The sequence below is a fragment of the Kocuria dechangensis genome, assembly GCF_014636775.1.
Lineage (GTDB): Bacteria > Actinomycetota > Actinomycetes > Actinomycetales > Micrococcaceae > Kocuria > Kocuria dechangensis.
The window spans coordinates 31,017-52,234 of record NZ_BMEQ01000002.1 but is presented as its reverse complement, the minus strand read 5'-3'; the positions used below and the strand labels follow the sequence as shown (position 1 = coordinate 52,234).

At 72.5% G+C, this 21,218-nt stretch carries 19 protein-coding genes; 9 read left to right on the top strand and 10 right to left on the bottom strand.

From position 1 onward, the window contains the following. Positions 1–47: 47 nt before the first annotated feature. Positions 48–902 (top strand): hypothetical protein, encoded by an 855-nt coding sequence (locus tag IEW07_RS02400; protein ID WP_188534251.1) that lies wholly within the window; start codon positions 48–50, stop codon positions 900–902. A gap of 61 nt (positions 903–963) precedes the next feature. Beyond that, positions 964–1,359, top strand: coding sequence for a hypothetical protein (locus IEW07_RS02395; RefSeq protein ID WP_188534250.1), 396 nt, complete (start codon positions 964–966; stop codon positions 1,357–1,359). Here the strand turns inward: IEW07_RS02395 and IEW07_RS02390 are convergent. Continuing rightward, positions 1,343–2,398 carry an AsnC family transcriptional regulator gene (locus IEW07_RS02390; RefSeq protein ID WP_188534249.1) on the bottom strand — a complete coding sequence of 352 codons (1,056 nt, stop codon included), beginning with the start codon at positions 2,396–2,398 and terminating at the stop codon, positions 1,343–1,345. The genes IEW07_RS02395 and IEW07_RS02390 overlap by 17 nt on opposite strands. Before the next feature lie 231 nt (positions 2,399–2,629). On the opposite strand from IEW07_RS02390, the gene IEW07_RS02385 reads away from it, so the two are divergent. Genes IEW07_RS02385 through IEW07_RS02375 form a run of 3 tightly spaced genes read left to right on the top strand, consistent with a single transcriptional unit; the run spans position 2,630 to position 5,447 of the window. Next, positions 2,630–3,385 carry a DUF5058 family protein gene (locus tag IEW07_RS02385; protein WP_188534248.1) on the top strand — a complete coding sequence of 252 codons (756 nt, stop codon included), beginning with the start codon at positions 2,630–2,632 and terminating at the stop codon, positions 3,383–3,385. A 32-nt stretch (positions 3,386–3,417) separates the two neighbouring features. Next, the gene (locus tag IEW07_RS02380) at positions 3,418–4,161 is read left to right on the top strand and encodes a hypothetical protein (protein WP_188534247.1); all 744 of its coding nucleotides are present in this window, start codon (positions 3,418–3,420) and stop codon (positions 4,159–4,161) included. A gap of 59 nt (positions 4,162–4,220) precedes the next feature. Next, entirely contained in the window at positions 4,221–5,447 is a 1,227-nt protein-coding gene (locus tag IEW07_RS02375; RefSeq protein WP_188534246.1) for an amidohydrolase, read from the top strand. 34 nt (positions 5,448–5,481) lie between these two features. Here the strand turns inward: IEW07_RS02375 and IEW07_RS02370 are convergent, their stop codons facing one another. The 4 genes from IEW07_RS02370 to IEW07_RS02355 form a co-directional block, all read right to left on the bottom strand. Beyond that, positions 5,482–6,285, bottom strand: a complete 804-nt coding sequence (locus tag IEW07_RS02370; RefSeq protein ID WP_188534245.1) for an IclR family transcriptional regulator — start codon at positions 6,283–6,285, stop codon at positions 5,482–5,484. 173 nt (positions 6,286–6,458) lie between these two features. Then, entirely contained in the window at positions 6,459–8,207 is a 1,749-nt protein-coding gene (locus IEW07_RS02365; protein WP_188534244.1) for a BCCT family transporter, read from the bottom strand. A gap of 7 nt (positions 8,208–8,214) precedes the next feature. After that, a complete protein-coding gene (locus tag IEW07_RS02360) occupies positions 8,215–8,964 on the bottom strand; it encodes a creatininase (RefSeq protein ID WP_188534243.1) in 750 nt (249 codons plus the stop codon). A 105-nt stretch (positions 8,965–9,069) separates the two neighbouring features. Then, entirely contained in the window at positions 9,070–10,335 is a 1,266-nt protein-coding gene (locus IEW07_RS02355) for a M24 family metallopeptidase (RefSeq protein ID WP_188534242.1), read from the bottom strand. Between the two features lie 1,096 nt (positions 10,336–11,431). Here IEW07_RS02355 and IEW07_RS02350 point away from each other — a divergent pair. After that, a complete protein-coding gene (locus tag IEW07_RS02350; RefSeq protein WP_188534241.1) occupies positions 11,432–12,373 on the top strand; it encodes an alpha/beta hydrolase in 942 nt (313 codons plus the stop codon). 86 nt (positions 12,374–12,459) lie between these two features. Here IEW07_RS02350 and IEW07_RS02345 read toward each other — a convergent pair whose 3' ends face one another. Next, complete coding sequence (locus IEW07_RS02345; protein WP_188534240.1) at positions 12,460–14,457, bottom strand: vWA domain-containing protein; 1,998 nt, start codon at positions 14,455–14,457, stop codon at positions 12,460–12,462. A 98-nt stretch (positions 14,458–14,555) separates the two neighbouring features. Continuing rightward, positions 14,556–15,968, bottom strand: coding sequence for a sigma 54-interacting transcriptional regulator (locus IEW07_RS02340; protein ID WP_188534239.1), 1,413 nt, complete (start codon positions 15,966–15,968; stop codon positions 14,556–14,558). Between the two features lie 107 nt (positions 15,969–16,075). Here IEW07_RS02340 and IEW07_RS02335 point away from each other — a divergent pair, with 107 nt between their 5' ends. Both IEW07_RS02335 and IEW07_RS02330 read left to right on the top strand, forming a co-directional pair. Beyond that, positions 16,076–16,726, top strand: coding sequence for an MSMEG_4193 family putative phosphomutase (locus IEW07_RS02335; protein WP_188534238.1), 651 nt, complete (start codon positions 16,076–16,078; stop codon positions 16,724–16,726). 10 nt (positions 16,727–16,736) lie between these two features. Then, positions 16,737–17,432, top strand: coding sequence for an SCO1664 family protein (locus IEW07_RS02330; RefSeq protein ID WP_229741510.1), 696 nt, complete (start codon positions 16,737–16,739; stop codon positions 17,430–17,432). Between the two features lie 25 nt (positions 17,433–17,457). Here IEW07_RS02330 and IEW07_RS02325 read toward each other — a convergent pair whose 3' ends face one another. Next, positions 17,458–18,312, bottom strand: coding sequence for a formate/nitrite transporter family protein (locus tag IEW07_RS02325; protein ID WP_188534237.1), 855 nt, complete (start codon positions 18,310–18,312; stop codon positions 17,458–17,460). A 224-nt stretch (positions 18,313–18,536) separates the two neighbouring features. Next, positions 18,537–19,031 carry a hypothetical protein gene (locus IEW07_RS02320; protein WP_188534236.1) on the bottom strand — a complete coding sequence of 165 codons (495 nt, stop codon included), beginning with the start codon at positions 19,029–19,031 and terminating at the stop codon, positions 18,537–18,539. Between the two features lie 251 nt (positions 19,032–19,282). On the opposite strand from IEW07_RS02320, the gene IEW07_RS02315 reads away from it, so the two are divergent. Continuing rightward, on the top strand, positions 19,283–20,050 hold the full coding sequence (locus IEW07_RS02315; protein WP_229741509.1) for a Mut7-C RNAse domain-containing protein: 768 nt from the start codon (positions 19,283–19,285) through the stop codon (positions 20,048–20,050). On the opposite strand, the gene IEW07_RS02310 is transcribed toward IEW07_RS02315, so the two are convergent. Further along, positions 20,027–21,202, bottom strand: a complete 1,176-nt coding sequence (locus IEW07_RS02310; RefSeq protein WP_188534235.1) for a glutamate--cysteine ligase — start codon at positions 21,200–21,202, stop codon at positions 20,027–20,029. The two genes, IEW07_RS02315 and IEW07_RS02310, sit on opposite strands and share 24 nt — an antisense overlap. Positions 21,203–21,218 lie beyond the last annotated feature (16 nt).

Genomic DNA, 21,218 nt, shown 5'->3' with positions numbered 1-21,218 from the left:
CTACCCTGGAGCCAGAGGAAGGGCATCCGAGGGGCAGGGGGTGTGCGGTGTCCGCTGCGCGTCCGGCGCCGATCCGGTGGCCGTCACGGCCCGCGGTCCTGGGCTGGTTCGCCGGGGGAACCCTCCTGGCGTTCGTCATTCCCTGGGCCGGCACCGACCTGATGGACCTCAACCGGGACCTGTACTACCTGGTCCACTTCACCCTGGTGCTGTCCTTCCTCGCGGTGTTCCTGGCCCGCACCGGTGTGCCGTGGTCGCGGTTGCTGCGCCGCCGCCTGGGCTGGAGCCTGGGGCTCGGCGCCCTGGTCGCGGTGGTGGCCGTGACGAACGTGCTGCGGGACCCGGCCACACCCCGTCCGGACGGGGCCTACCTCGGGTTCGAGATCCTCTGGCGCGGAGTGGTCTACGGGGCGGTGGACGCGGCCGTCCTCTACGTCTTCCCCGCTCTGGTGGCCCTGGCGCTGATGCGCGGAGACACCGCAGGGCTCGGGCGCCGGCTCGTCTTCGCCGCGCTGACGCTTCTGCTGGCGGTCGTCGTCGTCGGCGCCTACCACCTCGGCTACGAGCAGTTCCGCGGCCCTGCCCTGCTCGCCCCGGAGATCGGGGCCGTCCAGTTCTCCCTCCCGACCGTCCTCACGGCCAACCCCGCGGGGTCGGTCGTCGCCCACGTGGCCGCCCACGTCACCGCCGTGCTGCACCAGTACGAGGGCCCGACCTACCTGCCGCCCGCCGGCGAGGGCCCGCGGCTGCTCGACGGCGCCCCCGGTGCGGTCGTGGCCGGGGTCTGGGTCCTGCTCACCGCGGTGGTGTGGTGGCGGGGGCGGCACTGGCTGCTCACCGGCAGCCGTGGTGCCGCCCCCGACCGCGCCGGAGCCGGCCGTTCCGGAGCCCCCAGGCCGTGAGCCGCTGCCGGCAGTCACCACGACGCAGACCGGCAGTCACCCCGAAGCACGAGGAGGCGCGATGTGGAGTTTCCGGATCGTCCTGGCGGTCGGACTGTTCCTGTTCGGCACCACGTTCCTGTGGATGACCGCCGCCATGGCCGGCAGGGTCCCGCCCCCGACCGGCAGGGCATGGACTCTGGCCAACGTCCTGGCGTACCTCGCCGTCATCGGGTTCTCGATCACCGCCTGGGCGGTGTTCAAGCAGCACCCGTGGTGGGACACGGCCGCTGTGGTCTCCGCCGTCGTCGGGCTGGTCGCGGTCGTGCCGTTCGTCGTGGGGCAGCGCCGGCTCGAGGCCGGGCTCGGGGACCTGGGGGTGCAGATCAACATCTGGCTGCACGTCCTCGGCGGCGCGGCGGTGATCGCGCTCGCGGCCTTGCCGGCGGCGCGCGCCTGGGTCACGGACCGCCTGTGACGGCGGACGGTCCGCCGGCCCCGGCCGCCGTGACCGGACGACCGGGGCCGCCCCTGGTCACCACCTCGCCGGTCGCCGTCGAGTCCTCCCGCAGGATCCAGCCCATGCGCTTGTGGGTGCGGACCCCGACGTCGGATTCGACCACCTGGACCCCCGGCGCGGCCGCCTGGAGCTCGGCCTCGACGTCGAAGATGTCCCCGGGGGTGCGCAGCCAGAGCAGGAAGGTGAGATTGGTGTCGCCCGTGGTGGAGGCGCACAGGCGCAGGGTCCGGTAGGAGCGCAGCTGGCGCACGGCCGCCTCGAGCTGGGCCGGCGGCACCCGGACGTACCACTGGCAGGGGACGGGGTAACCGGAGTGCTCCTGCGCCAGCTCGCAGCGGAGGGCGACGAGGCCCGTCTCGACCGCCTGCCGCAGGTGCCGGGCGGCCGTCGTCGGATGCGTTCCGGTGGCCGCCGCGATCTCCGCCGCCGTGGCCCGTCCGTCCCGCTGGAGCACGGCCGTCAGCTCCTCGAGGTGGGCAGGTGTGGCGCCGTGGGGACGGTGCACCTCCGGCCGCAGGGCGGCGACGCGGCGCTGCTGCTCCGGGCTCAGCACGTCCAGGCGCCAGTTGTTGCCGATCGCGTACAGCCGGGTGGCCACGGTGAGCTGGGCCCGCAGGATCCCCGAATCGGCCCGCACCAGGGGCAGCACCTCCCGGGTCATCTGCTGCCAGGTGCGGGTGAGGATCGTGAGCCGGACGTCCCAGGCGCGCGCGGACTCCTCCACGGTGCCGATCTCCGGGACGGCGCACAGCCGCTCCAGCACCTCGGCCCGGCGGCCCGGCCGGCACTCCAGGCCGACGAAGGTCGCGCAGCCCTGCGTGCCGGAGGCGCCGAGGTGGGCGGTGACCCAGGTGCGGCCGTCGGCGTGGAGCCGCTCCCAGCGGTCGGCGAGGGTGGTGGGGTGGCGGCCCAGGGCGGCGCCCAGCTGCGCCCAGGTGGCGCGCGGGGCGATCTGCAGGGCGTGGATGATCGCGAGGTCTTCGACGGGCAGCTCCATGCAGGATCCTTCGGTTGGGGCACATATTTGTACTGGATTCGAGGATATAGCGGGAGAGTGACTGAGGTCACGTGACTCTGGGATCAGCTACGACCCATCGAAAGAGAACCCGTGGCCTGCCCGCCCTCCCCGTGCTGAACGGGGTCGGCTGCGGGCCCGGCCCGGGACGGACACCACGTCCCGGCCCTGCGAGCCCCTGCTGTGATCGCCCGACCTTCCCTGGGAGTCCCCATGAACCTGCGCACCGTTGTCGACGGCGCCTCCACCGACATCCTGTCCGTGGCCAACCTGCCCGTGCTGTGGATCTGCGCCCTCGGTGTCTTCGCCGTCATCGTCGTCCAGACCGTCATCTACGTCCGCGCCGCCCGCGTGGCGGCCCCGGCCGCCGGGATGAGCCCGGGAGAGCTGAGGACGTCCTTCCGTGCCGGGGCGGTCTCCGCGGTCGGTCCGTCCCTGGCCGTGGCCCTGGTGGCCGTCGCCCTGCTGACCGTCTTCGGCACCCCCGCCGTGCTGGTGCGGATCGGGCTGATCGGATCGGTGTCCTTCGAGACCGGTGCAGCCAGCATCGCCGCCGGCACCATGGGCGCGGACCTGGGCGGGCCGACCTACACCCAGGACGTGTTCGCGGTGGCGTTCATGGCCATGAGCCTCGGCGGGGCCATGTGGATGCTCGCCACGCTGATCTTCACCCCCCTGCTCAAGCGCGGCGACGTCAACCTGCGCAAGGTCAACCCCGCGGTGATGACGATCGTGCCCGGGGCGGCGCTGCTCGGGGCGTTCTTCGCTCTCGGTCTCGGGGAGCTGCCCAAGTCGGGCAACCACGTGGTGGCCTTCCTGGCCTCGGCGGCCGCGATGGCGGTGTGCCTGGGGGTCGCCAAGGTGCTACGGCGCCGGTGGATCCGGGAGTGGGCGCTGGGCTTCGCCATCCTGACCGCCCTGGTCGTCACCTACTTCACCGTCGGCGCCGGCCTGTTCCCCGTCGCCTGATCCGCCGCCCGAGAACAACGAAGGACCTTGCCATGACCTCTGTGAACCCTTCCGCTTCCGCGCTGCGGGACTTCGATGCGACCACGGCCCGATGGGGCCGGCTGACCATGATCGCCGGGCTGCTCTTCGCCCTGGCCGGACCGACCTACCTGGTGTTCTTCAGCGGCCTGGAGGTGGACCAGGCCAAGATCTGGACCGCTCTGCTGGCCATCGCCGGAACCTTCGGCGTGCTGTGGTTCGTGGAGCCGCTGACCTACTACCCGATCCTGGGCCAGGCCTCGATGTACCAGGCGTTCATGATCGGCAACATCTCCAACAAGCTGCTGCCCTCGGCGCTGATCGCCCAGTCCGCCATCGGCGCCAAGCCCGGCACCCGCCGCGGGGAGCTGGCGGCGGTGATGGCGATCGGCGGGGCGGCCATGGTGCACCTGATCTCCCTGCTGGTGTTCGTCGGCTTCCTGGGCTCCTGGCTGGTCAGCGTCGTCCCGGCCGAGATCATCGCCGTGGTGCAGACCTACATCCTGCCCTCGGTGCTGGGCGCGGTGCTCGTGCAGGCCATCGTCTCCACCCGCAACCTGCGGGTGACCGTCATCGCCGGCGTCGTCGCCGCCTCCGTGGTGTTCCTCCTGGTGCCGGCCGTGCCTACGCTGGCCTTCTTCGGCACCGCGATCGCGGTGATCAGCACCGCCGTGCTGGCCTGGTTCCTGCGCGACCGCTCCGCCGCCTCCCCGTCCCAGCCCGTCCCGGAGCGCGAGGAGGAGCCGGCGCGCGACTGAGGCGCCGACGACGACCTGCAGCAGCACGCACGAACCGAATTCCTCCGGAGGAGACCCTCATGACCATCCCGACCGCCCCGCAGCTGACCGACGACCTGTCCGACCAGATGCACCAGCTCTACCGGCACCTGCACGCCCACCCGGAGCTGTCCATGCAGGAGCACGCCACCGCCGAGCTGATCGAGCAGCGGCTCACCGGCCTCGGCGTCGAGCACTTCCGGTGCGGGGGCACCGGGGTGGTGGCGGTGCTGCGCAACGGGGACGGGCCCACGGTGGCCTTCCGCGCCGACACCGACGGACTGCCCCTGGCCGAGGACACCGGGGTGGACTACGCCAGCACCGCCACCGGGCACCTGGAGGACGGCAGCGAGGTCCCGGTGATGCACGGCTGCGGTCACGACACCCACGTGGCGGTGCTGCTGACGACCGCCCAGCTGCTGGTCGAGGCGCGGAACGCCTGGGCCGGGACCGTGGTGCTGATCTTCCAGCCGGGGGAGGAGACGGCCGCCGGCGCGAAGGCCATGCTGGAGGACGGACTGTGGGACCGGGCGCCGCTGCCGGAGGTGGTCTTCGGCCAGCACGTGATGCCCTCCCTGGCCGGCACGATCAGCTACTCGGCCGGCGACGCCATGGCGCTGGCCGACTCGTGGAAGGTCACCATCCACGGCAAGGGCGCCCACGCCTCCCAGCCCCAGGACTCCACCGACCCGATCGTGCTCGGGGCCCACATGATCACCCGGATCCAGACCATCGTCTCCCGCGAGATCGACGCGCGGCGGGCCGCGGTGGTCACCATCGGCACGTTCCACGGCGGGCTGAAGGAGAACATCATCCCGGCCAGCGCCGAGTTCACGCTCAACGTGCGGGCCTTCGACCCGGCGATCCGCGACCACGTGCTGGGGGCGCTGCGGCGGATCATCAGCGCGGAGGCCGCCGCCTCCGGGGCCCCGGAGCCGACCGTCGAGGTGCTCTCGACCTTCCCCCGCAACTACAACGACCCCGCTGCCACCGCCGCTCTCGTCGAGCAGTTCCGGCAGGCGCTGGGGGAGGAGAACGTGGTGGAGATCGAACCGCTGATGGGCTCGGAGGACTTCGGGGCCCTCGGCGCGGCCATCGGCGTGCCCTCGGTGTTCTGGATGTTCGGCGGCCACGACGCGGCCACCCTCCAGGGCGAGGGGCCGTTGCCGGTGAACCACTCGCCGTTCTTCGCCCCGGTCATGGAGCCGACCCTGTCCACCGGGGTGCGGGCGGCCCTCACCGCGATCCTCTCCCGCGTGGGCGCCTGACGGCCGCGCCCCTCGTTCCTGCGCCGCGCGCGGATCAGGGGGTCCGCACAGCGCACCCGAGCCGCTGGGAGACCTCCTCCGAGGCGGCCTTGCAGGCGGCCACGAGGTGGGAGACCTGTTCCTCGGTGACCCGGTAGCGGGGCGCCGCGATCATCACGGCGGCGACCAGCTCGTCACGGTGGTCGAAGACCGGCGTGGCCACGCCCACCTCGTCCACGGAGGTCCTGCCGTAGTTGACGGCCACGCCTTCCGTGCTGACCTCGCGGAGCAGCTGCAGGTAGGCGGTGATGTTCGTGTCCGTCGTCGTGAAGTGGTCGATGGTCCCGGACCGCAGGAGGGCCTGGACGCGCTCGGGGGGCTGGGCCGCGAGGAAGATCTGCACCGAGGAGCTGAGGGCGGTGTTGAACCGGGTGCCCAGCGGGGTGGTGTGCTTGATCTGCTGCGGGCTGGGGATCTGCTCCACACAGACGGTGCCGGTGCCGCTCCAGAGCATGAGGGCGCTGGTCTCGCCGGTGCGCTCGGTCAGCTCCTGGAGCACCGGGTAGGCCACCCGCCGCTCGTCGAGATCCGCCAGCAGGGGGCCGGTCATGGTGATCAGCCCCAGCCCCAGGCGGAAGCGCCGGGTCTGCGGGTCCCGCTCCACCAGGTTCTCCTGCTCGAGGGTGGCGAGGATCCGCGAGACCGTGCTCTTGTGCAGACCGACCCGGCCGGCGATCTCGGTGACCCCCAGCAGGGGTTCACGCACCGAGAAGCACCGCAGCACGGCGATGGCGTTGGAGACGACGGAGGCGGTGCGGGCCTCCGCGGCGGTCGAGGAGCTGTCTGATGATGAGGTCATAGGACTTCGTATTCTTCCTCAGCCGCAGGACCGGCTGGGCTCGTCGGGAAGCTGGGACGACGGTGCCGGGTGCGGTGTCCCTCGGGACGCCGCACCCGGCACCGTTGTCGATGCGGTCGAGGCCGTGCACCACCGGGAACCGGTCCCGGCGGGTCCGTGCCGCTGCGGACGACTCAGTGCTGCGGCGACGGGACCGGCTCGGCGGCCGCCAGGGGCCGGTGCGTCTCCGGGCCGTCGTCCACATCCCCCTCCTCCAGCTCCTCCGCCCGCCGCGCGGCGAGGTGCTCCTCGGCCGTGGGGTGGGGGTCGTTGACCTCCCGCTCCAGACGCAGGGTCTCCGGCGTGCGGGTGAGCAGCCGGCGGACGAGGTTGGCGATCATCAGGAGGATGACGAAGGAGAAGGGGAAGGCGCCGATGATGGTCCCGGTCTGGACCGTGTCGACGACCGCGGTGCCGCCGAGCGTCAGCAGCGTGACCGCCACGGCGGCGATGCTCGCCACGAGGACGACGCGGAAGAACGGCCCGGCCTTGCGGGGTGCGGCGACGAACTCCGCCAGGGCGTGGGCCCCGGAGTCCAGCGAGGTGACGTAGTAGGTGGCCACGAGGATGGTGGCCACCACCAGCAGCAGCGAGCCGACGACGGGGACGGACTCCAGCATGACGAACAGCCCGCTGGAGGTGTCGGCCGCGACGGCGCCGGAGATCCCGCGCTCGCTGCGGTCGTCGTAGTACAGGGCGGCCGAGCCGATGATCCCGATCCACACCATGACGATCAGCGAGGGGACGACGGTGACGCCGAGGACGAACTCGCGGATCGTGCGCCCGCGGGAGATGCGGGCGATGAACCCGGCGACGAACGGGCTGAAGGCGATGACCCAGCACCAGATGAACACGGTCCACCAGCCGTTCCAGCTGTCCTGCCAGGTGGCGATGTCCCCTCCGGCCGTGCCGGCGTCGGTCCAGAAGCTCATCGTCGTGAAGTTGGCGAGGAAGGACCCGAATGTCTGGGTGATGTTCGAGAGCAGGAAGACCGTGGGACCGAAGACGAACACGGCCACGAGCAGCACGATGCTCAGCACCGAGTTGGTCTCACTGATCCGCTTCATCCCCTTGTTGATGCCGAAGAACGCGGAGGCGGCGGTGAGCCCGGCCAGCCCGAGGATGACCAGCAGCCAGATGCCCGGCCCGGAGGACAGGCCGGTGAAGGAGGCGAGCCCGGAGGTGAACTGCAGGGCGGCGAACCCGAAGGACGTGGCGAGCCCCAGGACGGTGGCGATGATCGCGAGCAGCTCCACCACCACGCCGGCGCCGCGCCGGGACCACTTCGGCAGGATGTCAACGGTGGCCTCGCGGAAGGTGAGCGTCTTGCCGAGGTTGTGGTGAGAGTAGGCCAGGCACACAGCCACCACGCAGTACATCGCCCAGGCGGTGAAGCCCCAGTGGAAGTAGGACCACACCATGGCGCCCTCGGCCGCGCCGTCCGGTCCCGCCGGCACGACGGGGTTCTCGTCGCGGAGCAGGATGGGCTCGGCCACCGACCAGAAGATCAGGCCGATGCCCTGACCGCAGGCGAAGAGCATCGAGTACCAGGCGAACTTGCCGTGCTCGGGCCGGGCGGCCGGGCCGCCGAGGCGGATGCTGCCGACCCGGCTGAAGACCAGCCACACGCAGACGGCGACCGCCACGACCGAGTAGAGGATGAACAGCCAGGTGAACTTCCCGGTGACGAAGGTCCGCGCCGTGGAGATGGCCTCGGCCGCTCCCGTGGGGTTGATCGTCACCGTGATCAGCACGGCCAGGATCAGCACGGGCGGCAGGATGGTGATGATTGCGCGGTCCAGCGGCGGGATCTGCAGGCCCCGGAACCGGGGCACCTCGACCGTCCCGGTCGCGCCGTCCGCTGCGGCGTCTGTCTTCTTCATGTCGATCTCACTTCCCGAACTCGCTGGTGACCGCCCGGGTGATCCCGGAACGGACGGCGTGGAGCAGCAGCTCGCCCCGCTGAGCGGTGGCGCCTGCCGGAGAGGAGAGGCAGCCCGAGCTCGGTGTCCGGGCCGGGTCCTCGGGGAAAACGTCGTAGGGGGTCAGCTCAGCGGGGGGATGGGCGGGGGCCCGGGACATGTCGACCTTCTCGGGGTGCAGGTGCAGCATGAGAGAGGTCTCCAGGACTCCGCCGTGCTCGATCTCCCAGCCGGGGAAGCCGTCGGGGTAGACGGCCTCGAGGGTGGTGTCGTCGACGAAGTCCCAGTAGGAGAGCAGCATGGCCCGGCTGTCCTCCAGGCCCATCGCGCGGGCCTCCCGGACGGCGAGGTCCACGCCCTCATAGAGGAACTGGTAGTTCTCGTAGTGGCCGTTGACCACCGCGACCCGGCGGATGCCGTGGCGGAAGAACTCCAGGATCACGTCCCGGGTCTGCAGGATCAGCGCCTGCGCCGAGAGGCTGGTGGTGCCGCTGCGGTGGTTGCCGCCGCCCGACCGGGGCTGGGACTTGTAGCCGTAGCAGAACGCGGGCGCGACCAGCGCGCCGAGGTCCTCGGCCACCGCGGAGCAGACGGCCCGCGAGAGCATCGCGTCCACCCCCATCGGCATGTGCGGACCGTGCTGCTCCGTGGCACCGGTGGGCACCAGCACCAGGCCCTGCCCGGTGGACGCGTAGTCCTGGTAGCTGTGCGCGTCCATGTCTTCGAGATGGTGTGTGGTGACCACCGTGAACCTTCCGTGTGCTGGGAAAACCGGGGAGCACGGGCGGCGCCGCCCGGGGACGGCGCCGCCCGTGCCGTACGACTAGGCCGAGATGATGTTGTGCTCGGGGCCGAAGGGGAACTTGGTGATGTTCTCCGCTCCGTCCTCGCCGACCACGAGGATGTCGTGCTCGCGGTAGCCGCCGGCGCCGGGCAGGCCGTCGGCCACGGTGATCATCGGCTCCATGGACACCACCATGCCCGGCTCCAGCACCGTGTCGATGTCCTCGCGCAGCTCCAGGCCGGCCTCGCGGCCGTAGTAGTGGCTGAGCACGCCGAAGGAGTGGCCGTAGCCGAAGGTGCGGTTGGAGAGCAGGCCGTGGCTGACGTAGATCTCGTTGAGCTCGGCGGCGATGTCCTTGCACACCGCGCCGGGCTTGATCAGCTCCAGGCCCCGCTTGTGGACCTCGACGTTGATGTTCCACAGCTGGAGGGAGCGCTCGTCGGGCTGGCCGAGGAACAGGGTGCGCTCCAGGGCGGTGTAGTAGCCCGAGGTCATGGGGAAGCAGTTCAGGGACAGGATGTCGCCGCGCTGCAGCTTGCGGGTGGTGGCCCAGTTGTGGGCGCCGTCGGTGTTGATCCCGGACTGGAACCACACCCAGGTGTCGCGGATCTCGGAGTCGGGGAAGGTCCGGGCGATCTCGTGGACCATGGCCTCGGTGCCGATCAGGGCGACCTCGTACTCGCTGATGCCCTCGCGGATCGCGCCCCGGATGGCCTCCCCGCCCAGGTCCCCGATGCGGGCGCCGTGCTTGATGACCTCGATCTCCTCGGCGGACTTGATCATGCGCTGGCGCATGGCGTCCTGGGAGACGTCGAGCAGCTCGGCGCCCTCGAAGGCGGCCTGGATGCGCTGGCGGGTCAGCTGCGGCAGGGCGTCGTCCTCCACGCCGAGCCGGCGGGCGGCGACGCCGCGCTGGCGCAGGGCCTCCTGGAGGCCGTAGTAGAAGTTGTCGCGCCGCCAGTCGGTGTAGACGATGTTCTCCCCGTAGGAGCGCCGCCACGGCATGCCGGCGTCGATGTTGGCGGTCACGGTCACGGAGTCGTCGGCGGTGACGACCAGGGCGTAGTTGCGGCCGAACGTCGTGTAGAGGAAGTCGGAGTAGTACTTGATGCCGTGGTAGCTGGTCAGGATGACGGCGTCGAGCTGCTTCTGGGCCATGATCCGGCGCAGCCCGGTCAGCCGGCGCTCGAACTCGGCGTCGGAGAAGGTCAGGGTCACCTTCTCCCCGTTGTGCAGCACCTTGAGGCGCTCGAGCTCGGAGACGCTGGTCGCGGCGGCCTGAGAGGTGGTGGTCGAGACGGTCATGATCGTCCTTTCGTAGGGCTGTTCCCAGGGGTGATGGTGCGGGGTCTGCGCCGGGGGCGCCGACCGGTGAAGGAAGGTCGGAGGGGTCCCGGCGGCTCGCCGTGCGGCCTCGTGTGCCGCAGGACCCCAATGCTCAAGTGTTGCGTGAGTCGCAACGCTGTTGGCTCAAAGTAAGCTGGGTCACATCCCCGTGTCAACGATTGTGACGTTGGCATCTTCCCGCCCTGGTGGGGTCGAATGCCTTGTCGCGGGTCGGCGCAGGCTGGATCGAGGGCGATCGGGCTGATATTTCGGGGCAACAGCGTTGCGATCATCACAACAGGAGGGGACTCTTGAGCTGCTGTCACCAGAGTCTTGTGCCGCCGGGATGCGGCGTAGGCTGAAAGGTCAGGACCAGGGCAAGCACAGGGAACGGGCCCCGCTGGGGCGGGTCGGGCTCCCTGGCCAGGATGTGAACTCCGGTCGCAGCAACGACACGGGGAGTCCTGATGGACCCGGATCCCACCGCACCCGGCTCGTCCGCACCCGATCTCGACGAGCGGCGGCTGAGCCTGCTGGTCGAGATCGCCCGGGCGGTCCTGGCCCGGGCCCACGGCACGAAGCTCTAGCGCTGGTGGATGATGACGCCGTGGCCAGAGAACAGGCCCGCCTGCTGCGCCAGGCCATGCACCGCACGGACATCGACCGCGACCAGCTGTGGCTGCACTGCTTCAGTCTCGGTGGTGAGGCGGGGGAGACCCCTGGATGCGCTCTGTGGTGGCGTCCGGCCCGACCCCCGTCGAATCCGGTTCCATGGCTCTCCTCCGGCGGGGCCGCTCCGGATGCTGAACGGCCCGCCCTTCGGGCAGGTCTGTCGCCTGCCGGCACCACCATTCTCCCCCTCGTCCCTTGCATGCGGAACCACCGGGCCCGCACGTCCCCGGTTGCGGAGCATGCGGCGCCGCGGTCACCGCGGCCACGCGGAGCCTGGTCGGCCGTTGTGCAGTGTGCTTCCGTCAACGGTTCTGTCGGGAACGGGTGACCGGGACTGCCCAGGACGTCCTCCCGGGGCGCATCATGGTGCTGGGCGCGCTCGCGGCGGAAGGGGAAGGGTGCCATGGTCCGGACTCTCACCTTCGACTCCGGGGGGACGTCGTGCGCCGCGACGCTGTACCGGCCCGCCGGCGGAGGAGCCCGCCCGTGCGTGGTGATGGGCCACGGCTTCACGGGCACCCAGGACCAGTTGACCGCCCACGCCCGGGCCTTCGCGGACCAGGGCCTGGCCGTGCTGACCTTCGACTACCGCCACTTCGGCGCCAGCGGGGGAGACCCCCGGCAGGTCGTCGACGTCGACGAGCAGCTGGCGGACTGGCGGGCCGCCGTGGACCTGGCCCGCTCCCTCCCGGAGGTCGACCCGCAGGCCCTCGCCCTGTGGGGCGCCTCGTTCTCCGGCGGGCACGTGCTGCGCCTGGCGGCCGAGGACCCCCGGATCCGCGCGGTGGTGGTGCAGGCGCCGGAGTTCGGCATGGGCTCGAGCAGCGTGCTCGAGGAGATCCGCGCCAAGCGGCAGGACCAGGGCGTTCCCCTGACCACGATCCTGCGGGTGGGCGCGCGCCTGATGGGCGCGGCCGTGCGGGACGAGCTGCGCGCCCGCCGGGGACGCCCGCCGTGCCTCCTGCCGGTCTTCGCGCCCCCGGGCGGCGTGGGAGCGGTGATCGACCCGGACCACCGGCGGTTCCTCGCCCGGGCCGTGGAGACCGGGCCGACGTGGCGCAACGAGTTCGCCGCCCGGCTCTTCCTGCACCCGCCCAGGTACCCCCGGGGCACCGCGGAGCGGGTCACCGCACCCCTGCTGGTCTGCGTGGCCGAGCACGACACCGAGACGAACCCCCGGGCCGCCGCCGACATCGCCCGGGCCGCACCGCGGGGTCAGGTGCTGAGCTACCCCGTGGGGCACTTCGACCTCTACGAGGACCCGTGGCAGCAGAAGGTGGTGGAGGACCAGGCCCGGTTCCTGCGGCAGCACCTGATCACCGGCGGCGGAGCGGCCGCTGCGTGAGCGCACGGCTCCCGGCCCGGCCCGGGGTGTGCGGTCAGGGCCTGGATGCCCCGGGGTGCGCGGTCAGGACCCGGAGGCCCCGGGGGCTACGCCCACGGCTCGTCGTCGGAGTCCCCGGAGCGGGCGTTGAGGTACTCGTTCAGGACGGCGGAGCCCAGGTCGTCGAGGTCCGGGGACACGACGCGTCCGTCGATCCGCTGGGCCATCCGCCGCAGGAACCGCTCGAGCCCGGGGTCGTCGCCGAGCCGGAAGAAGGTCGTCTGGGCGCCCATGCGCCCGAGGCGGTCGAGCTCCTCGACCGTGGCGCGCAGGGTCTCCGGCTCCGGGGGCCAGGAGAACCAGCTCTCGCCGTCGGGCATCAGGTGGGCCGTGGGCTCCCCGTCGGTGACGACCAGGAGGACCGGCTGCATCGACGGGTGCTTGCGGAAGAACCGCGTGGCGAGCAGCAGCGCGTGGTGCAGGTTGGTGCCCTGCTCCCGCACCGGCGGCAGGGCCGTGAGCTCGTCGACCGGCAGCGCACGGGCATACCGGCCGAACTCGATGAGCTGGAGCTCGTCGCCCCGGAACCGCGTCGAGACGAGGTGGTGGAGCGCGAGGGCCGTCCGCTTCATCGGCACCCAGCGTCCCTCGGCCGCCATGGAGAACGAGGTGTCCACGAGCAGGGCGACGGCGGCCTGCGTCCGCGCCTCGGTCTCGGCCACCTCGATGTCCCGGACGTCGAGGCGCAGCCCCCGGCGGGCGTCACCGCCCTCGGCGGCCGTGCGCCGGATCGCGTTGGTGATGGTGCGGGTGGTGTCCCAGGACTCGACGTCCCCGAACTGCCACTCCCGCGTGGCCCCGGACGGCTCACCGGCCGCGCCCGCCAGGCGGGTGTCGCGGTGGCCGGACCGCGCGGCCAGCTGCTGGGCGGTGTCCCGCAGCAGCGACTTCCCGAGCCGCCGCATCGCCCGGGGCGAGAGCCGGAGCTCGCCGTCGGTTCCGCGCTGCAGGTAGCCGCTGTCCTGCATCGCCCGCTCGAGCTCCGCGAGGGTGCGCGCGGAGACGGCCGCGTCGTCCCCCAGCTGGCGCGCGAGCGCGTCGAGGTCCAGGTCGTCCAGGCCGGCGCCGCCGTAGTGCTGCGAGAGCTGGTCGGCGAGCCCGTCGAGCTCGGCGATGTCCTGGAGCACGCCCGTGCCGTCGCCGAGCCCCAGGCCGTCCTGGCCCTGGAAGCGCTCCGATCCGCTCCAGTCCTCGCCCGGACGCAGCGCCTGGAGGTTCGCGTCGAGCTGGCCGAGCTGCGCCATGAGCTCCGGCGAGCCGAACGCCTGCGCGGAGAGCTGCATCAGCTCCTGGCGCTGCTCGGCCGTCATCGAGTTCATCAGCCGCTGGGCCGCCGCGGCGCGCTGGGCCATCGCGTCGACCAGCTCCTCGACCGACTGCGGGTTCTCCGGGAAGAAGTCCCCGTGCTTCGCCATGAAGTCCTGGAAGTCCTCGTCGGTGTCCTCGCCCCGCCCGTGCTTCGCGAGCAGGTCGTTGAGATCCCGGAGCATCTCGGCCACGGCCTCCCGGTCGGCGTCCGTGGCGTTCTCGAGGGCCTGCTTCATGCCGGCGAAGCGCTGGTCCAGCATCTCGCGGCCGAGGAGGTCCTTGATCTGCTCATACGCCTCCCGCGCGGACGGGGACTGCCAGTCGTAGGACGCGAGCTCGCTGACGGCGGCGGCCGTGGAGCTCGGCAGGCCCTCGAGCTGCATCTCCCGGAAGGAGCGGTCCATCGGGTCCATCCGGGCGTCGCGCAGGAACTGCTCGCGCTCCAGGCGCAGCGCCTTGTCCAGGAGCTTCTTCGCCTCGTCGAGCGTCCCGCCCAGGCTGTGGCGCTTCAGGAGGTCGCGCCGCCGCTGCTGCACGCGCCGGGACAGGTCGTCGAGACCGTCCCGGCCGCGACCGCCCCGGCGGAGGAACTCGCGCAGCGCCTGCTCCGGCGAGTACCCGGTCATGACGTCCTCGGAGACGGCCGCGAGCGCCTCGGACAGGTCCACCGGCGGGGCCAGCGGATCGGGCCCCCCGGTGTACCGGCCGTACCTCGAGGACCGGTGGTGTGCAGGCATGACGCCCCCTCTGTGTCGTCGCGTCCCTGTGCCGTTGCGGCTCTGCGTCGTGGTGGCTCGGTGTCGTTGCGTCGCCGTGCGGTTCCGCGGGCTGAGGGTCAGCCGTAGACCGTGCCGCCCTCGTCGGAGTCCTTGGAGATGCGCTGGGCCAGGTAGAGCCCCTCCAGGGCCAGCTCGATCGCGCTGGCGCGCTGCCCCGGCGTCGTCGAGCCGAGCCGCTCGGCGATCTCGTCGTAGACGGTGCCGGCCCCGTCGTCGTGGTCCGGCAGCTCGGGGAGGCCCGCGAGGAAGTCCTGGGCGGAGACGTCGTCGCCGGTGGACACGGTCGTGCGGCCGTCGAACGCCTCCACGACCGGTCCGAGGTCGAGGCCGCGGAAGCGGCCCCGGACGGTCTCGGCGGTCGCCCGACGGAGCAGGTGGTCGAGGATCGCGCGCTCGCGGCCCTCCTCCCCCGACTCGAACTCGATCTTGCCCGCGAGGACGTCGGTCGCCGTCTCCATGTCGACCATCCGCGCGACGGCCTCCGCCTCGCCGAGGATCGTGGCGCGCCGGAGGGCCGCCGCCGCGACCGTCTCCGCGCCCGCGATGGCGAACCGCGCCGAGACCCCGGAGCGCTGGTCGACCGCGGAGGAGTCCCGCAGCAGGCGGGTGAACCGGGCCAGCGTCTCGAGGATCGCGTCCGGGACCTCCGCGACCAGCTCGGCCTCCTGGCGGATCACGGCGATCTCGTCCTCCAGCTCGAGCGGGTAGTGGGTGCGGATCTCCGCACCGAACCGGTCCTTGAGCGGGGTGATGATCCGGCCCCGGTTCGTGTAGTCCTCGGGATTGGCCGTGGCCACCACGAGCACGTCCAGCGGCAGCCGCAGGACGTACCCGCGGATCTGGATGTCGCGCTCCTCCATGACGTTGAGCATGGCCACCTGGATGCGCTCGGCGAGGTCGGGCAGCTCGTTGATCGCGACGATGCCGCGGTTGGAGCGCGGCACGAGCCCGTAGTGGATGGTCTCCGGGTCGCCGAGCCGCCGGCCCTCGGCGACGCGCATCGGGTCCACGTCCCCGATGAGGTCCGCCACGGACGTGTCCGGGGTGGCGAGCTTCTCGACGTAGCGCTCCGACCGGTGCCGCCACACGACGGGCAGCTCGTCGCCCTCGAGCAGGATGCGGCGCCTGGACTCCTCGGTCAGGGGCTCCTCGGGGTGCTCGTTGAGCTCGGACCCCTCGATGGCGGGGGACCACTCGTCGAGCAGGCCGGAGAGGGTGCGCAGCAGGCGGGTCTTGCCCTGGCCGCGCTCACCCAGCAGGACGACGTCGTGGCCGGCGAGCAGGGCCCGCTCCAGCTGCGGCAGGACCGTGCGGCCGAGTCCGTGCAGACCCGGCCAGGGGTCGCCGCCCTCGGCCAGCGTCCGCAGGAGGTTGTCGCGGATCTCCTGGCGCAGCGTCCTGTGGGGGACGCCGGCGGCGCGGAGCTCGCCCAGGGTGCGGATGTCGGGGTGATCAGTCCGATCGGTCACAGCGCCACGGTACCCCGGTCCTCCACGGGGTGACAGGGTCCCGCGGCTGGGAGTTGCCGACGAAGGACCCTGTGAGGGCGGGGACCCCGACAGTACGCTGGTACATCATGGCTACCCGGAACCGGAAGGCACCACGGAGCACGCTCGTCCTGCTGGTGCGCCACGGTGAGACACCCACGACCGGCAAGGTCCTGCCGGGGCGAGCGCCGGGCCTGCACCTGTCCGAGCACGGCCGCGGACAGGCGGAGCGGGTCGCGGAGCGGCTCGCGGGGGTCGCCGTCGACGCGATCCATACCTCCCCCCTCGAGCGCACGCGCGAGACCGCCGAGCCGACCGAGGCCCGGACCGGCCGGGAGGCCGTCGTGGACCCCGGCCTGCTCGAGTGCGACTTCGGGGAGTGGACGGGCGAGGAGATCTCCCGGCTCAGCCGGCTCAAGGCGTGGTCGACCGTCCAGCGGGCGCCGTCCACCTTCCGGTTCCCCGGCGGCGAGAGCTTCACCGAGATGCAGGCCCGGGTGGTCGGCGCCGTCGACCGGGCGCGCACGGCCCACGAGGGCGGGGTGGTGGTCTGCTTCTCGCACGCCGACCCGATCAAGGCGGTCCTCGCGCACGCCCTGGGGACGCACCTGGACCTCTTCCAGCGGATCGTCGTCAGCCCGTGCTCGGTCTCGGCGATCTCCTACGCCCCCGGACAGGCGCCGGTCGTGCTCACGGTCAACTCCACCGACGAGCCGCTGACCGGCCTGAGGGTCTCGTGAGCGGGTCCCGGTGAACGACCTCGTGCTCCTCGCGGAGGGCCGGATGGAGCTCCTCGGGATGATCAGGGGGAGCAGCAACTCGGCCCTGCTCGCCGAGGTCACGCTCGAGGGCCGCTCGGCCTGGGCGGTCTACAAGCCCCAGGAGGGCGAGCGGCCGCTGTCCGACTTCAATCCCGGCCTGCACCGGCGCGAGCGCGCCGCGTACCTGCTCAGCGAGTCCCTGGGCTGGGGGATCGTCCCGCCGACCGTCGTGCGGGAGGACGGTCCGTTCGGTGTCGGGTCCCTGCAGCTGTTCGTCGAGCACGACCCCCACGGGCACTACTTCGCGCTGTACGACGACGCCCCCGAGACCCACGCCCTCCTGCGCCGGATCGCGGTGTTCGACTGCGTCGCCAACAACGCCGACCGCAAGGGCGGCCACGTGCTCCGCGGTGTCGACGGCCGGGTGTGGGGGATCGACCACGGGCTGTGCTTCGCGGCGGCGTTCAAGCTTCGGACCGTCGTGTGGGACTTCGCCGGGGAGGCGGTCCCCGAGGAGCTGCTGCACGACATCGCGCCGCTGGCCGACGCGGTCCCCGGCGAGCTGGCCGCCCTCCTCCACGTCCGGGAGGCCGCCGCGCTCCAGGACCGGGTGCGCCGGCTGCTGGACGAGGCGGTCCTCCCGGTCGACCGCACCGGCCGCCGGGTCCCCTGGCCGCTCCTGTGATCGGCGCGGCGCCGGGGAGGAGCGCTCACTCGGCCGGGACGCCGGCCTCCCGGGCGACGGCCCGGGGGACCGGGCGATTGCGCGCCGCACCGGTCCGGGCGTGGGTGGCGTACAGTGTGAGCCCGACGAACGTCACGCCGCCGACGATGTTGCCGAGCACGGTGGGGATCTCGTTCCACACCAGGTAGTCCATGACGGAGAAGTCCGCGCCGAGCAGCAGCCCGGAGGGGAACAGGTACATGTTGACCACCGAGTGCTCGAAGCCCATGTAGAAGAAGAGCAGGATGGGCATCCACATCGCGATCACCTTGCCCGAGACGCTCGTGGACATCATCGCGGCGACCACGCCGGTGGAGACCATCCAGTTGCACAGCACGGCGCGGAGGAACAGGGTCAGCATCCCGGCGGCGCCGAACTCGGAGTAGCCGAGCGTCCGTCCCTCGCCGATCACGCCGATCTGCTGGCCGACCTCGTTCGGGGGCACGGAGAAGCCGTAGGTGAAGATCACCGCCATCATCACGGCCACGGTGAACGCGCCGGCGAAGTTCCCGGCGAAGATCAGGCCCCAGTTGCGGAGCATCGAGCGCACCGTGACGCCCGGCCGCTTGTCGATCAGGGCCAGGGGCACCAGGGTGAACACGCCGGTCAGCAGGTCGAACCCGAGCAGGTACAGCAGGCAGAACCCGACCGGGAAGAGGAGCGCCCCGACCAGTGGCTGGCCCGTCTGCACGGTGACCGTGACCGCGAACGCCGCCGAGAGCGCGAGGATGGCGCCGGCCATGAACGAGCGGATCAGGGTGTCGCGGGTGGACATGAACACTTTCGCTTCCCCGGCGTCGATCATCTTCGTGACGAAGTCCGAGGGCAACACATAGGACATGGCATGGCTCCGATGAGGGGAGGGCTGGTGACGGAGGGCGCCGGCGGCTGGGACCCCAGGCGTCCGGCACCCGGCGTCCTCGAGCCTGGCCGGTCGATGTTTCCCCGCTGTGTCACCGGCCGCACCACCCCGTCAAACCGGCCTCACCGGGGCGCGGCCGGGCCGTGAGGATCCGGCGGCCGCCGCGGGCCGGACCGTGGTGGCCCGCGGCGCCGGGCCGTCCGTCAGCTGCGGCAGAAGGGCGCCGTGTGCGCCAGGTCCCGGGTGAAGCCGGTCCCCGTCGGGAGCGCGAAGCGCCCCAGCAGGTGCTTCTCGGGAACGTCGAAGCTCTCGGCGGTCACCGCCTGCGCGTGCCGCGCGGAATCGACCAGCACGGTGGCCGCGCGCACCGCCTCGGGGTCCTCGATCGAGGACTGCGCGTCGACCGTCTCGTTGTCGTAGACGTCCAGGGCGTGGTCGTATCCCGCGGCCAGCCGCGCGGCCCAGGCCCGGTGGTCCGCGTAGCAGCGGGCGGAGGCGTGGGGGCTGTCGGCCTCGAGCCACGCCGCGGGGCCCGCGAGCTCGTGCTCGGTGGGCAGGAGCTGCTCGTGCAGCACCAGGTTGATGTCCACCATCCGGCCGGCGGCGGTGTCCACCACGGGGTAGTAGGTCGCGATCCAGCCGGCAGGGGAGTGGGGGCGCAGCTCGATCGCGAGGATCCCGGACAGTGCGGTGTTCATGCTTCTCCCTTGCCGTGGCTGGATGATCCCTCGGGGCGCCGGACCCCGACCCGTCGACGTCCCCCAGGCGTGCGTCCCCGGCGTGGACACGAGCGGGCAGCTGCGGAGTCTGACAGACTCGGCAGCGGGAGCTCGGGCCGGGGTGCGATCGACAACATTACTCCCCATATGATTGATATATCAACTAAGACGATCGATCCCGATGAGAACTCCATGAGACGGCGGGCCGGGATGTGCGGCATCCTGGGTGCGTGTCGCACGTCGTGATGGAGGTCGACCCCGCGCTGTGGTTCCTGCTGGCGCCGCGGCGCCGGGGCCCCCGCTTCGAGGTGGCGGTCCCCGCCACGGACACGGTCGGCCACGTCGTCCGGATGGTCGGCATCCCGCCGACCGAGGTCGGGCCGCTGAGCCTGGACGGCCGCCCCGTCGGACTGTCCGCCCGGCCCACGGCGGCCGGGGGCACGGACGCCGGAGCGGGCGTTCCGGGGCACGTCCCCGTGCTGGCCGTCGGCCCGCGGGCCCGCCCCCAGCCCACGCGTCGTTCCCCGCCCCGGTTCCTGCTGGACGTCCATCTGCGACCCCTCGCCCGCCGGTTGCGGCTGCTCGGGATCGACGCCGCCTGGGAGCCCGACGCCGGCGACGCCCACCTCGTGGAGCGGGCCGCCGCGGAGGAGCGGGTGCTGCTCACCCAGGACCGCGGCCTGCTCCACCGCGGCGCCCTGCCCGAGGGCGCCCTCGTGCGGGGGAACCGCGCCGACGAGCAGTTGGCCGACGTCCTCGACCGCTTCGCCCCGCCGCTGGCCCCCTGGACCCGGTGCCCGCGCTGCAACGCGGGCCTCGTGGGGGCCCGGCTGGAGGAGGTGGCCGACCGGCTGCGCCCCGGCACCCTGGGTGCGTACCGGGAGTTCTCCCGCTGCACCGGCTGCGGGCAGGTGTACTGGCGCGGGGCCCACGCCCGGCGCCTGGACGCCATCGTCGCCGGGGCCCGGCGGGCCTCAGGCGGCCCCGGCCGCGGGTGACCCCGCCGCGGGGCGGTGGGTCAGGTCGAGGGCCGCGCGCACCACCTCGCGCACGTCGCCGTGGGCGGCGTAGGCCGTGCGCTGCCGTCGCGCTCCGGAGCCGTGCCGCAGGATCCCGGCGACCACGGCAGCCACCGGCTCCTCCTCCCCGAGGTCGGCCAGCACCGGGCGCAGCAGCCGGAGCAGCCCGGCCACCACCTGCTCCGCCGGGGCCGGGGTGCCCGTGCCCGGATCGACCAGCTCGTCCTCGGTCCCGGACTTGCTCGCCCGCCACGACCAGGTGCGCAGCTCGGTGACGCCCACCGGCGGGGCCGGCGCGCCCGCCCGCCACTGCCGGGACGCCGTCTCCACCAGGGCCCGGACGAGGGCGGCGAGCACGCCGGCGTGCTCGGCCTCCAGGCACACGTCCGTGACCCGCACCTCCACGGTGGGGAAGCGGCTGGAGAGCCGGGCGTCGAAGTAGATCATCCCGTCGTCGAGCGGCACTCCCGAGGCCAGCAGCGCCCGCAGCAGCCGGTCGTAGGCCTCCACGGACCCGAAGACCTCGCTGGGCCCGGCGGTGGGCCACCGGCTCCACGCCTGGTAGCGGAAGCTGGCGAAACCGGTGTCGGTCCCGTACCAGAAGGGGGAGTTGGCGCCCAGGGCCACGAGCACCGGCAGCCAGACGCGGATCCGGTCCAGCACCGCGACGCCCTCCTCCCGGCTCTCCACCGCCACGTGGACGTGGAAGCCGCAGGTGAGCTGTCGCGGGGTGAGGATGCCGAACCGCTGCTGGATCAGCTGGAAGCGGGGGATGTCCACCAGGTGGGCCGGCGCCGGCGACACGGGGGTGGCCAGGGCGACGACCCGGGTCCCGACCTCGCGGGCCGCGGCGTCGGCCAGGGCACGGCCGGCCCGGATCGCGGCGACCTGCCCGGCGAGGGTGTGCCGCGGAGGGCCGACGACCTCGAGCTGTTCGCGCTGCAGCTCCAGGGCGAGCGCGTGGCCCGAGCCCGCCCGGGGCCGTGCGGTCCCGTCGAGCCGCGCGGCGGTGCCGGCCGCCGGGCGGCCGCGCTCCTCGTGGCGGCGCAGGATCTCCTCGGCCGCGGGCGCGGGCTCCAGGCTCAGCCCGTCGACCAGCAGCAGCTCCTCCTCGACCCCGAAACCGCGCACCGGTCATCCTCTCCGG